At 41.6% G+C, this 13,288-nt stretch carries 12 protein-coding genes; 1 reads left to right on the top strand and 11 read right to left on the bottom strand.

Annotation, left to right across the window (positions count from 1 at the left end):
- Window positions 1–1,266: 1,266 nt before the first annotated feature.
- A complete protein-coding gene (locus FQ087_RS16055; RefSeq protein WP_149581613.1) occupies window positions 1,267–2,124 on the top strand; it encodes a YitT family protein in 858 nt (285 codons plus the stop codon).
- A gap of 78 nt (window positions 2,125–2,202) precedes the next feature.
- On the opposite strand, the gene FQ087_RS16060 is transcribed toward FQ087_RS16055, so the two are convergent.
- The 11 genes from FQ087_RS16060 to FQ087_RS16110 form a co-directional block, all read right to left on the bottom strand.
- Window positions 2,203–2,817 carry a TerD family protein gene (locus FQ087_RS16060; protein ID WP_149581614.1) on the bottom strand — a complete coding sequence of 205 codons (615 nt, stop codon included), beginning with the start codon at window positions 2,815–2,817 and terminating at the stop codon, window positions 2,203–2,205.
- A 14-nt stretch (window positions 2,818–2,831) separates the two neighbouring features.
- Window positions 2,832–3,902: a toxic anion resistance protein gene (locus FQ087_RS16065; RefSeq protein WP_149581615.1), complete on the bottom strand. Its 1,071-nt coding sequence runs from the start codon at window positions 3,900–3,902 to the stop codon at window positions 2,832–2,834.
- Between the two features lie 5 nt (window positions 3,903–3,907).
- Window positions 3,908–5,536, bottom strand: coding sequence for a YceG family protein (locus FQ087_RS16070; RefSeq protein ID WP_149581616.1), 1,629 nt, complete (start codon window positions 5,534–5,536; stop codon window positions 3,908–3,910).
- Window positions 5,537–5,594: 58 nt separating this feature from the next.
- Window positions 5,595–6,398 (bottom strand): HAD family hydrolase, encoded by an 804-nt coding sequence (locus FQ087_RS16075; RefSeq protein ID WP_149581617.1) that lies wholly within the window; start codon window positions 6,396–6,398, stop codon window positions 5,595–5,597.
- Complete coding sequence (locus tag FQ087_RS16080) at window positions 6,395–7,507, bottom strand: cysteine protease StiP family protein (RefSeq protein WP_149581618.1); 1,113 nt, start codon at window positions 7,505–7,507, stop codon at window positions 6,395–6,397. The genes FQ087_RS16075 and FQ087_RS16080 overlap by 4 nt, the downstream gene beginning before the upstream one ends.
- A gap of 16 nt (window positions 7,508–7,523) precedes the next feature.
- Entirely contained in the window at window positions 7,524–8,900 is a 1,377-nt protein-coding gene (locus FQ087_RS16085; RefSeq protein ID WP_149581619.1) for a phosphoribosyltransferase family protein, read from the bottom strand.
- Window positions 8,863–10,050: an HpcH/HpaI aldolase/citrate lyase family protein gene (locus tag FQ087_RS16090; protein ID WP_370456086.1), complete on the bottom strand. Its 1,188-nt coding sequence runs from the start codon at window positions 10,048–10,050 to the stop codon at window positions 8,863–8,865. The genes FQ087_RS16085 and FQ087_RS16090 overlap by 38 nt, the downstream gene beginning before the upstream one ends.
- 69 nt (window positions 10,051–10,119) lie before the next feature.
- Complete coding sequence (locus FQ087_RS16095) at window positions 10,120–10,875, bottom strand: TerC family protein (RefSeq protein ID WP_149581621.1); 756 nt, start codon at window positions 10,873–10,875, stop codon at window positions 10,120–10,122.
- Between the two features lie 57 nt (window positions 10,876–10,932).
- On the bottom strand, window positions 10,933–11,511 hold the full coding sequence (locus FQ087_RS16100; protein WP_149581622.1) for a TerD family protein: 579 nt from the start codon (window positions 11,509–11,511) through the stop codon (window positions 10,933–10,935).
- Window positions 11,512–11,731: 220 nt separating this feature from the next.
- On the bottom strand, window positions 11,732–12,310 hold the full coding sequence (locus FQ087_RS16105; RefSeq protein WP_149581623.1) for a TerD family protein: 579 nt from the start codon (window positions 12,308–12,310) through the stop codon (window positions 11,732–11,734).
- Between the two features lie 31 nt (window positions 12,311–12,341).
- Window positions 12,342–12,953 carry a TerD family protein gene (locus tag FQ087_RS16110; RefSeq protein WP_149581624.1) on the bottom strand — a complete coding sequence of 204 codons (612 nt, stop codon included), beginning with the start codon at window positions 12,951–12,953 and terminating at the stop codon, window positions 12,342–12,344.
- Window positions 12,954–13,288 lie beyond the last annotated feature (335 nt).

The raw sequence follows: 13,288 nt of genomic DNA on the forward strand, positions 1-13,288 counted from the left end.
CAGCTGTTCACTCTTTCATTCATTTCAATGACATGCTACTAGTAGATTAACAACTTCATACCATATTCGACCATTAGGGGAATCCTTTAAAAGGACTGAGTAACGAGTTCCACTCCGCTACCCTTATTCCTTAAACAGGTTGTACCTGAGTAGGGAAGTAGCGTGTCTTCCTATCAATGCATTCTAACACCATCATCAGACCACTTTCCACACCCGGAAAGTGGTCTTTTTGTATCAAGAAAAGCGTAAGGCGCCGCATAGACCCGAAAAGCGCTGGAGGAAGGCAGCCTAAGTTCGCGACGTCCTGTCGCAACAGCTGCATGACCCACTTCGTGTGGGCCTAGGAGCTGGCGCCTGAAGCTAGACATCAAGAAAAGCGTAAGGCGCCGCCCAGCTCCGACAGGCATAAGACGGTTTACGAAGAGGGCGCTCTTCTGCCCTCACAGTAAAACGACTTATGACCCGAGGAGTTGGCGCCTGAAGCCTAGACATCAAGAAAAGCGTAAGAGCCTTGATAGACCCGACAAGCGCTGGAGGGCCTTAAGATAAAGGCGCACTTTGCCTTTAACTTAAGGACTGAAGCGACTCGAGGGACTAGGCGCTGAAGCTAGACATCAAGAAAAGCGCAAGGCGCCGCTCAGCTCCGAAAAGCATTGGTGGAAGGCAAGCCTAAGTTCGCGACGTCCTGTCGCAACAGCTGCATGACCCACTTCGTGTGGGCCTAGGAGTTTGCGCCTGAAGCTGGAGTTCCGATTAAAATGGCATTTGCGATGAAGCTGGCTATCGATGCAGGACGACTGGGCTAAGAAGTCGGGCTGAACGCCCGAGCGCGATTACGCGGTTGCAAGCAGCCCTACGGAAGGACTTGTAACCATTTGAGCAAAGATATTCTCGCCAGGAGCTTTTTGCTCTAATTGGCCTATATGGACAAAAACGAATACGCGTCACGATCGTCAACAACTATATACCAAGTAAGATATTGTGACAGCAAAAAAATGCTGCCGGGTTGCTTGGATGTTGCTTGACCTAAGTATCTACGGTTGGCAGTTAAGTCATCTTCGTCTTGGACAAAATATCACCATACAGTTAGAACCAAGAGAATCCGGACTAAAAGGATTCTCTTGGTTCTTTTTCATTCTGTAAAATATAAATTTCCACCCGAAGGAATTTCATTTAACGATTAAGGGTACCATTTCAATACCAGGTTCGTTACAATAAGAGGTCTATACATTATTTCATCTTCATTTCACCTAACAGGAGGTTGCTATGTTTTTCTTAGAAGCAAAACGTATTATTGTCGTCATCTTTGGTTCCTTGTTACTTGCAATCTCTCTTAATTTCTTTTTAATCAATGCAAATGTCTATGCAAGTGGATTTGCAGGCGCTGCGCAGCTTACATCTAGTGTATTTAATGATTTCTTAGGCATTGAAGTTAGTACCGGTATTCTATTGTTACTATTTAATATTCCGGTCTTTATATTAGGTTGGTACAAAGTAGGCAAAGGCTTTACCATTTATAGCATTGTTTCTGTTATTTTTGTTACGATTTTCTTAGAGCTCTTACCCGTCATATCTGTGTCAGACGATATTATTCTAAATGCAGTGTTTGGCGGTGTCATTGCGGGAGTGGGCGTTGGAATTTCAATGAAACTAGGGGCTTCTACTGGAGGAATGGATATTATCGCTATGGTCCTTTCACGCTTACAAGATAAGCCAATCGGGACATACTTTTTATTGCTGAATGGTGTGATAATCGTCTTGGCAGGCTTTCTAAATGAACCGGAAAATGCGTTGTATACGATGTTAGCTTTGTATGTAACAACAGTCGTAATTGACGCACTCCATACGCGTCACGAAAAAGTAACCGCCATGATTGTTACACAAAAGGCAGACGAATTGCAGCAAGCGATTCATCAAAAAATGGTACGCGGCATAACGATTCTACCCGCAAAAGGCGCGTATTCGAAAGAAGATAAACATATGCTTTATCTCGTAATCACTCGTTATGAATTATATGACTTAGAAAAGATAATTAGCGAAATAGATCCAAACGCATTTACGAATATTGTTCAAACTGCTGGTGTTTACGGATTCTTTAGACGTGAGGGCGATCAAGTTAAATAATTTCGCAATAGTGAATTGCAACTATTAAAAATGACTAGACATCAATTGATGTCTAGTCATTTTTAATAAATATCGAATTTACTTCGAACCGGCTTGCCAACTCATTCCCCAACCATACGCCTGGTCCATTTTGGCGTGTCCCGGAAAATAGTCGACAAGTCTTTTGACACTGAATGTCTCGTTTTGTACATTTTCAATCATTGCGATTGCACACATGATTTGTCCGTTGCGATGCTCATCAAGTTTAACGACAATATCTTCTCCACCGCCGTATGTCAACTTGACGATGCCGCCCGCTTCTGACCAATTAGCCGCGCCCTCATAAATGAATGCATACACAAGCACACGTTTAATATCCTTAATGCGCGAACCATTGATACGTAAATTTTCTCCGGCTGTGGAAGCCCCCGTACGATCGTCGTGATCAAGCTGAATATAAGGAAAATCTTTCAACGAGCCGAATGCGTTTCCAAGCGCTTGAACACAGCCCTTTTCTCCCGAATTCAATTCATACAGGCATCCAAGATCTAAATCGAAGTTTTTTTGTCCGCCACCAAACAACGAGGATAGGAATCCGCCACTTTTTACCGCTTTGGAACTTTGATTCCAGTTCAGGTTGACCAGAATCTCACCAACATCATTTCCTTTTTTGGATAAATTGATGGACTGTCCTTTTTTCTTCAGTTCGATCATGCCGGCTCCTCCATTCACCTACCGAAATTTTTCATGCTGTCCTGTAGCTGTGCAATCCGTTTCATGCCGTCTTCTCTTGTACGTTTGTTTTCATCTTCAATAGCTCTCGTTTCCTCGAGCCCTTTCACAATTGTGCTCCAACTTTCTTCAATCGTTTCAATTTTAATACTCGGGCCACCCGCTGTACGAGCGATTTCCACACTTTGTCTAGCGATATTCTGCGAGTTTTTTAATAGCATTTCATTGGTCCTCTTATCAAGTTCATCCATAGAATCCGCTACAAGTTTTTGACGTTTCGCAGCAACCGCTTGGATGATGCCGTTTTTAAATATTGGAATCGTCGTAATGAATGCCGAATTTATCTTCCCAATAAGTTTCGTGTTTCCGCGTTGCAGAACTCGGAGTTGAGGCGCTGTCTGCAATGCAACCATTCTCGCCATTTCTAGATCATACACCCGTTCTTCCAGTGACTGAATCGCGTTACTCATAGTATCCAGTTCCATCTGAGCTAATTGATCGCCGCCCGCTGATCTTTGTTCGAGACCTGGAACGAGCGCTCGCAACTCTTCCGCTTTAATCTGTCCGGCCACAACATATTTTTCAAGTGCCATGTAATAGTTATAGTTTTGGTCATACATTTCATCCATATTGTTTGTTGAACGAATCATTTCGTCCTTATACTTTGAAATCTCGATGTGTATTCCTTCAATTTCCTTGCCAAGTGTTTGGTATTTGCCAAACACTTTTTCAACTAACTTATCCCCACGTTTAAATATTTTTGCAAATAAACCTTTTGGTTCATCAAAGTCGTTTTTATCGAATTTATCCATCGTCTTCCCAAGTTGTTTCAACATCACGCCTGAATCAGTTACACTCGAAGAACGCATGGAAGCCAATATGCGATCAGCAAAAGTGGAAATTTCAACGGCTGGTTCTTTCCCGAATTCTAATAATCCAGTCTGATTTCTTGTATCGATTGAACGGACTAAGTTTTGGACCTCTGGATCCTGTCGTAACTGTAAGCGTAGTGCTTCCGCTTTATTTTCCGTCAGTACTTCCACTTCATAATTCTTTGTTTCTTCCATGACAATCAATCCCTTCCGTTAAAAAGTCGATTTAAAAAACCGCTTACAATTGATGCATCCTTTTTGTTCTCTTGAAAGGATAGTTCGAACACCATATCTTCCAACATATGATGATCAAAATACTCTTTCCCTATAAAGTGCTCTAAATCATTGTGACCGGGTGGATTGTATAAGATAATATCAAGTCCAATTTCATTCAACAGTAACAGCAATGCTGCATCTGCCCTTGACAAAATACCATTGATTTCATTGTTATATAAGATGACTTTCGGAATTTCCTGTGCATAATCGAACGTCTGCAAAAGATTGATCAATTCTTCCGGAATGGAAGTTGCCTGAGTGAACAGGTAGAGAGAAAGTTGTTCCGGCGTTTCACCCGGTAGTGCTTTCATTTTTGGATTGGCGCAAATCCGTGAAATAGCCGCCGCAAGCCCTTTTTGAGCACCATCATGTAGTTGCCCATACTGCCACCAGTTTCCCTGCATCATTTTTTCAGGCACCAAACGACCGTCTTTGCCAAGTGCATGCTGATAATGATATTGGTTGTTTGCCTTAATCTCCTGTACGAATGGGAAATTTTTCACTGTTAGACAATTCGGTTGGCTAGTAAGCCTATGCATTTTTTCCCAATACTCTTTTCGGTTTACTGAAACTCCGGAAACTTTCGCGAAAAGTGCTGGAATCCTCACTTCATCCCCACTTGCAGAGAAGTTGGGCCGTATAAAGGCCCTTTCTTTCGCCAATAGGAAAATCTCATCATATGTCGTTTTTAATGTAACTGATATGGGAAAATGATTGCGGAACTGCCATGGCTTATAATAGGCGGAACCTTCGTGGTGAAGCACATGATCGATTTCTTTCGAAGCACGATATGCGACTGTCCCTTGCCGTTTCGGTTTTTCTTGCGGGAAGGGTTGGATCTTCATCGTGGTCGGATATTCTGCCAATACGGACCATTTGTTTTCGGGATCAATTTCTTTAAAATCGTCTTTCCCTTCCGGATGAAGAATGACAACATCCATTCCCAGCAAGATAACGTAGAACAGAAAGTACATCTGACTTTTGTTCATATCACCATACCAGATGATGTGTGGAATATCCTTTTCAATAGGTGTTCCTTTCACCCACGGATCGATATGATTCCACGTCCATTTAATAATATCCACAAAAACACGCCGAAATTCCGGATGGTGAAATGCACCGGCATGATTTTCCTTGAATCGTTCAAACACATCAATGAGTGCTGACCGGATTAACCTATTGAAATCATGATCTTCGCTATATTTCGGAAGTAGTTGCGCACCTTCTAAAAAGGCAACAAACCGATTAATCGACAAATTAGGTTTTTCCTGAATAAGATCATAAATACGTTGGATTGATTGAAAGCGGTCCGGCGGCATCGTCTTATCAAGTGTTTCAGATAACACATGAACACCGGGTGCCTGGCTCGCTGTGTAAAGTTCAATCATATATTCTGTTTCATCGAAACCCGCTCCGACAATACGCGCAGCTATGTGATTGTATTGTGTAGTGTCTTGTTCCAATCGATAATCAGGACGGGCGGAAATCGGCCTACTCAGTTCGATCATCCAATTAGAATATTCAACCTTATTAACTATCAGTTTCCTAATCACCTTAACTCCCCCCAATCACCTATTTTATGTACAAATGGAAGGGGCTTAGTCCGATCTGTCAACGGATTCCAGGGATTAATTGGAGCCGCTTCGAAAGAATTGTTTCAATGATTTCCTCCGATGCCAAAATTCCTGTTTTTTGTGTCAGTCCCAGATGACCAAAATTAACCGCCGCTTCCCCGTGCCGTGGTATCAAACCGAACTCTGCCTGTTGAATCAAGCAGACGTCAAGATTGGAATCGCCCGCCGTATAGACCGTCTTCTTTCCCTCTTTTTTCGAGACATAGTCAACCGCATCCCATTTATTAATGAACGATGGAATGAAGTAAACCTTTCTGCCCTGAACTGAAAAGACCCAACCAATCTCAGCTGCCAACCGTGTATAATCCTTGAATCGTTCAGGAGAAAGCGGAGGTTTTATAATTAAGTAAACAAAAAACTCATCTACTACTCGAATCGATTCTAACTGTGATGCACCTGCAATTTCTTCTATTCTACGCTTCACATCTTTTACTGAAGCTACACTTCTATTTATTTTAGTACGGATATAGTCCTGCCAGTGCATATCTACTTTTCCATTCTTGTGCACAACGCCGCCATTAGAAGTAATTACATATGTAGGACGAATTTCTTCACGAAAAAGTGAGATACGATTGTATTGTTCAACAGTCCTTGTCGTTACAGGAACAAACATCATCTCATTAGATAGATCACGTAATAGTGCAATTGCTTTTTCCGTCATGAATGAAATTTCTCTTCCGTTAAATACTTCGACATTACGGATAGATACATTCAAAGTCTCTTCGGCAAGGCGCCGATGAGAATAAACAAGTGTTCCGTCTAAATCACTTGCAAACATCATAATTTTTTCTCCAACGGTTTGATAAGTCCACAACAAGTATAAGTCATCTGTTCAAAAACCTCCACAGGGACATCCCTTTCTCTTGCTAATTGAAAAATGTGTTTAAGTCGAGTGTCATTCAAATCCTTGACTAATATTTTCCATGGTAGCCGACGTAATAAAACTCGCGTCGTCTCTCCAACACCCGGTTTGATGAGATTCACATTTTCAATTCCGTAGTGCTCCTGAATCAATGCGATTGTTTGCATTCCCCTCCAAGTCGGGGTCATATCTGTTTTCTCTAAAGCTGCTTTCGACTCTTTAATTAACAACGCTATTGCTTCAAATTCTGCAGTAATAACATCAATATGATAATTCGATACATCTTTATCTCTAAGTTCCGAATAGACCTTCGCTCCGTGGAAATCCGTCTCCCCGATCCAGCGGCTGTTCAGAACTGTACGACTGATTAGGCCTGATACCGTAGAATTTAAACATGCACTCGGAATAAGATAGTCTTCCCGCGTCCCGTATAAAGAGGAACAGTGACCCGGATCAGCCAAGACAACAAGTTCATCGTCAAGCATGATTCCATGTTTTTCTTTGAATGCTTCCACTGACCGTGTCAGCTCTTTAGAAATCGCACCTTTACCAGTCCAACCGTCTACAAAGACGATATGCTTATCCGGATGTTGACTTGTAATATATAGCAACGCATTTTCATCAATACCACGTCCTCGCATGATTGATATGCTGTAATGGGGTAAATCCACTCCATATACTACTTTAATGTAACGCTTCATCAAGATACCGATCGGCGTCCCGCCTCTCGCAAGGGAAACAAGAACAAGTTCTTTCCCTTTCTTCTCAATGAGGAGTTCCGAAACTGTACCGACCCCAGTAGCCACTTTTCGCTTCGAAGTATGAAGCGTCTCGTAAAACAAATTTAAATAGGCTTCGGTCGGCTCATATTCAACCGGTAGCATTTCCGAATAATGGACTCCACTTTGAATAGCCTCTTCCCGTTCATCCAAACTTCTCTCGAGATTCACATTCGAAAGATCTTTCAATAGAAAAACAACATCTTCAGAAGAATAACTCCCTGTCAGTATCTGCATCTTTTGTTCCATCTTCTAATCACACCTTTCAAGTGAAGTCCACAATATGAATTGCAGGTAATCCCTTGAACTGGCGTAATAGCGGTTCAAGCCTCTTCTCATCCATTGGACGTTCAAAGAACAAGAAAACCTCATCGTATTTCATGTTGGATACATTATATGCATAATTCATAGTTGCTGGATCTTCAGGACTTTCAAAAGCCAATCGGTTTTTTATGGGGTACCCTTCCCGGTCTATCGGGAATATCGGACTTCTCGTTGTTGAATGATAAGATACGCCCTCCCCCATGTAAACAGCAGTTTTCATAGGAATATGCATGAATTCACCCGTACCAAGACATAACGTCCTTTTTCCTGTTCGATGCTTCCTCAAATATTCTCCTGCACTCTGACAATATGCCTCAACATCTTGTTTGTTATCCGATGAAATGCCAAATCGTCCAGTCAGAGCCGAATAATATGAACCGCCTTTAAATCCAAAGGAATCAATTGATGAATATTTATAGTGAGGGAGAGGGACTGGCAGCGACTGCAGACTGATTCTCTCAAAATCAGGAACTCCAACAACCGATTCACCAACAACATTGGTACTTTCAGTTAGACCAGGTGTTCCTTCGACTTGAATCGTTCCCGTCAATAAAGCATAAGTCGTGATGCAAACATCATGCGATTTCTCAAATTCCTTCAATCGCTGCTGATCTTCTTCACTCCGCCAGTCCAGAAGGGATAAAATTGAGTATTCTTTACGCGGAAAACGCTTCTGAATAGAAGCAATGATATTCAAGGCTGTATTTCCTGTGGTAATTTCATCGTCCACGAGACAAATCGGTTTATCATTATTTAAATACTGCTCAGGGGCATAGCAACGCTGATCTGTAGCGTGGGAATGTTCTTCTTCAAAGTAGAGCGTCACCTCTTGATCCGCAAGTATTTCTCTTGTCGAATGAATATAGGTGGCGTCCGAAAAACAGTCAAAAACACCATGACCGAGAGCCGTCGCAGTTTCCGCAAAACCTATGAAAACAACCGGCTCATCAAGTTGACAGCTTAGATTTTTCACAACCGAATAGGCAGCTTGCAAGTTCTTAGTTGAGCCATCCTTAATCGCTTCGATTAGTAGTTCTTTTCCAGGCATTTGTTTAGCTGTTTTTCCTTCATAATAAATCGAAGCCAACAGCGTCGATGCAATCATCGGTGCTTGAGGAGGTAGTGGGATATGCTTCCCAAGCACTTTACTGACAAACAAAAAAGATCGTTTTTTGTTAATCCGCGCAGCCATCTCATATAAAGATTCCGCTGGGAGTCCGTATGGATTTTGTTTGATTTGTACATGTACTTTCATAGACTCGCAAACTTCATGCGTATACTTACTCGGATAATAAATCGATGAATGTGATATTTTCATTGTACACCCCGTATATATCAGACTTGATTAACACTTTTTGAGCCCAGTATAAATGGGGCTTAATCTCATTCATTTTGTTCATAAATTCACTTTTGAATACACCTTTTTCACCAGTAGCTTGCTGGAATATACTAAGCGCATCCACATATTCTTCCTTCGTAACAACATGCAAGGCTTGGATAGGCAAAAGATGGGACGGGTGAATGATTGTTTTCCCGACTAATCCGTTCGCTCTGTCCAACAACGTTTCCTGTATTAACCCATCAAAATCTTTTCGAATCAATTCTTTTCTAAGAAGAAGACCCTCCGAACCTAAATGCTCTTGAAACGGTGTCTCACGCAACTGCGGTTTTAAAATACGTCCATTTGACGAGAAATGTTCCCAGACCGGGCCTGAAACGACAAAGCCATCATGTTGTCTGGCGAATATATTGACGACATCCGTGATTAGCTCATTAACAATAGAAATCTCATAAACAGTCGTCTCACTATCCCTCCTTAACCCATAAAGCCCACATAAATCGGTGGCCCCGATACGGATATTCAGGATGAAATCAGCATAACGATCGACTATCTCCTTCAAACTAAGCAACTCGTTCAATCGACGCTCCTTGTAAAGGACATTCGGCGATTCAAGAATCGGCATACCATATAGAACCGTATTCGCTTGCACATTCAACAGTTTCAGACCAGATAAGTAGTCTTCCGCATTATCCGATGAAAATTTAGGAAATACAAAGCCAACAAGGTTCTTCAGCGAATCACCGAGCCGCTCCCCTATGACCACCATCTGTTTCGCACTTCTCACCCGGACAAAAATGAGCGGAGTCGTTTCTTCTGTAAGTCGACCGTCCTGAATTGCTGCGCTGATTTGTTGCATATGAATAATCAGCTTGTTTTCTGCCTGTTCAACTTCATGATCCCCTATTGCATCTTCCAGACAGATGGCTACTGTAACAAGCTCCTTAAATTTGTTCGTAATAATGAGATCGGCTATATCCTCCCTCGTTGCTGGCATATACAATAAAGCACCCAGACTGTATGACAGCCGTTGTTTATTGGTATGCTTCGTAACCGTCACCGGCTTCCTATAAAATAAATCTTCTATTCCTATAGCTGCTAAGTCGTTAAAATACTTCAATCTGGGCACCAACCTTATTTATTGATCAATTTAGGGTAAAAGAAAAAAGAAGGGGCTAGCCTTCTTTTTTTCTTTGTATTAAGCCATTTTCTTTTTGTTCATGTTATGAACTACAAATGTAGCAAGGAATGTAATGATTATGATGCCAAAGAATGCATAGTGGGAGACATGGAAACCAACAACGCTCAATCCCATCTTAATTGCTATTAACATGATTAGCACATATGCTGTCGTTTCAAGTTCTGGCACTTTGTCGATTAACTTCAAAAATACGCCGGCTATTCCACGCATCATCAAGATACCGAACATTCCTCCAAGAAGAAGTACCCAGATTTCTTCACTGACACCGAAAGCAGCAAGGACACTATCTACTGAAAAGGCGATATCCATAATCTCAACAGCAACGATTGTTCCCCAGAATGTACCGAAAAGACGGATTAGAATACCGCTTGTGTTCATTCCCTTGATTTCATCGTCATCACCCGACTTTTTCGACTTATCGATAAAGTATTTAATCGATAACCACGCGAGGTAAGCTGCACCTAATACCTTGACCCACCACAATTTGATGAGGAAAACACCAATCCCAATTGCGATGAAGCGGAAGATATAAGCCCCAAGAAGTCCGTAAAATAAAGCTTTTTTACGTTGTTTTTCAGGTAAATGTTTAACCATGACGGCCAAAACAAGAGCATTATCTGCTGATAACAGTCCCTCAAGTATGACAAGCGTACCGATTAAACCCCAACTGACAGGGTCAGTTAATACTTGCACCCACATATCCCAATCGAAAAACGCGGCATATGTATCAATCATTCCATTAATTATATCCATTAGTTCCTCCTGATAATAAAACAATAAAAGACTTCAGCCTTTTATCAGCCCATAATTTCATACTTCTAACCCGTAATTCTGGCAAAGCGCTCCCAGACCTCCTGAGAATCCGCTACCGATTGCATTGAATTTCCAGTCTTTACCGTGTCTATAAAGTTCACAAAAGACAACAGCTGTTTCAATCGAGAAATCTTCTCCCAAATCGAAACGAAGTACTTCTTCTCCAGTCGCTTCATCCGATAGTCGGACAAAAGCATTTGACACCTGACCAAAGTTCTGACTTCGCGCATCTGCATCATGGATCGTAACCGTAATACCAATGCGGTCAACATAAGCGGGAATTTTAGAAAAGTCGACGATAACCTGCTCGTCATCCCCGTCTCCATCTCCCGTTCGGTTATCACCCGTATGTAGAAGGGCGCCACTTGGATGTTTAAGATTATTATAGAAAATAAAGTCATGGTCATTCTGGCAACGATTGTTTGCATCGACTAGAAATGCTGATGCATCGAGGTCAAACTCCTGACCTCCAGAATATTTATTCGTATCCCAGCCGAGTCCGATAACGCCTTTTACAAGACCCGGGTTTGTCTTCGTCAAATCAATTTTTTGCCCTTTTGATAAAGTAATCGCCATCTGAATCACTCCCGTATCATGATTAGAACGTAGAACTTCCATTACTATATATATTGAATAGGTGGATGGATGATTCCATTCAATACAGCTTTGGCGCCTAGGGGATGCCTCTCGCCCTAAGTCTGACTTGCTTCGCTGCCAAACTTAGGGCTTCGGCTACCCCTGTAAGGCACCTACGCTGGATTCAGACTAAGTAAGCAGTCGACACCGGATCAGTTAATTAAGCCTGTAGTCCATAATCTTTTACAAGTGAACCAAGGCCACCTTGATAACCGCTACCAATCGCATTGAACTTCCACTCGCTACCATGTCTATACAATTCGCCTACGACAACAGCCGTTTCAATAGAGAAATCTTCGCCTAGATCATAGCGGATTAACTCTTCGCCGTTTGCATCGTTAACGATTCTTACATAGCTATTCGAAACTTGACCAAAGTTCTGGCTACGTTGATCTGCGTCATGAATTGTAATCGCGAATGCAATTCTTTCAACAGTGGTAGGTACAGTAGAAAGAGAAACTTTGACTTGCTCATCATCTCCATCACCTTCACCAGTCAAGTTATCACCAGCATGAACAACAGAACCATTTCCACCTTCAAGGTTATTGAAGAAAACGAAATCTTTTTCGTTGTCACATACACCCGCTGCATTTAATAAAAATATAGACGAATCTAGATCGAAATCTTTTCCGCCGTCGTATTTATTTGTATCCCATCCAACACCAACCGTAATGTTCGTTAATCCCGGGTTACTTTTAGTCAAATCTACTTTTTGTCCTTTACTCAATGAAATAGCCATTTATGTCATCCTCTTTTCTATTTTTTATAGTTTATGAATACCTTTTAACCATATCTCCAAGACCTGCATCTGATGAGCCTGATCCGACCGCACCAAATTTCCATTCACTGCCGTGGCGATAAATTTCTCCTACCGTTAAGCTCGTAGAACCTGCATAATTCTCTGACAGGTTGAATTTCATTAATTCCTCATTGTTCGCTGAATTCATGACGCGAATAAACGCATTTTCCACTTGACCGAAATCTTGCTTACGTTTTACACAATCGTAAATATTAACAACAAACACAAGTTTATTAACGTTAGCGGGTACCTTCTTCAAGTCAACGATCACTTGCTCATCATCACCGTCGCCGGCTCCTGTAGTATTGTCGCCCGCATGCGTAACGCTACCACATTTACTTTTCAAGTTACCAAAGTAAACCAAGTCGTCTTTACCCAAAAACTTATCATCTTGTAGCATGATAACGGAAGCGTCGATATCCATATTAGAACCACCGCTAGCTCCACCACCAAATAGTCCGCCGAGCAATCCACCAGCTTTTTTCTGAATTGGATCCCAACCGAGCCCTACAGTAATCTTCTCAAGACCTGGGTGACTCTTTGTTAAATCGATTTTTTGACCCTTTTGTAAAATAATCGCCAAACCAATCACTCCTTTACATTTTAATGGGATTCTTATCGCTCTGTAAAAAACACCTTCGATATATATTTTACTACATCTGTTACCGAACTACCAAAATGAAGATTACCTATTACCTTTTCTCCCCTGTAACACCATCGCCAAATTCGACTTACACGAATAATGTAGTTGTCACTGGACAACGACTAGTAAAACCTAAAAGACGACCTGACAAACCATCTAAATACCTCGGAATCCAACATACTTGTATTGACAGTAAAACTATATAACCTGATATTAAGTTGAAATGACCACTTTCCAGTTCATCACAATCATCTCTCCTTACTAGTACGTACTAA

The sequence above is a fragment of the Sporosarcina sp. ANT_H38 genome (assembly GCF_008369195.1).
In the GTDB taxonomy this organism is placed as follows: Bacteria; Bacillota; Bacilli; order Bacillales_A; family Planococcaceae; genus Sporosarcina.